The organism is Salmonella sp. SAL4457 (genome assembly GCF_046548235.1).
Lineage (GTDB): Bacteria > Pseudomonadota > Gammaproteobacteria > Enterobacterales > Enterobacteriaceae > Salmonella > Salmonella enterica.
Genome location: NZ_JBGDZO010000278.1, coordinates 1 through 302 on the forward strand (window position 1 = coordinate 1; position 302 = coordinate 302).

General features: G+C 65.2%; 1 protein-coding gene. It reads right to left on the bottom strand.

Annotation, left to right across the window (positions count from 1 at the left end; all coding sequences use genetic code 11):
• The coding region (locus tag ACLJNW_RS24270) for a CinA family protein (RefSeq protein WP_410961227.1) at positions 1–250 on the bottom strand (250 nt) is incomplete at its 3' end.
• Positions 251–302: the final 52 nt, after the last annotated feature.

Sequence of the window (302 nt, forward strand, 5' to 3'; positions counted from 1 at the left end):
CTTCCCGGCTGACCGCGCCGACTGCCGGGAACAGCGACTCGGGCACCTCCAGCTGGAGGGTCTTCTGGCGGTTCGAGTAGGTCACGTAGCCAGCCTCGAACCAGCCCGAACTCCCCGGGATGCGGGTGATCGCCTCGGCGATGCCGCCACCGGTGCAGGATTCCGCCGTGCTGACCTGCTCGCCCAGGTAACGAAGGCTTTCGCCGAGGCGGGCGGCCAGTGCGGTCAGGTCGGACTCCATCAGGGTCATCACTGTTCTCCAGGGTAGAAACGGAAAGGGACTACCCTACACCTGTCTCTTA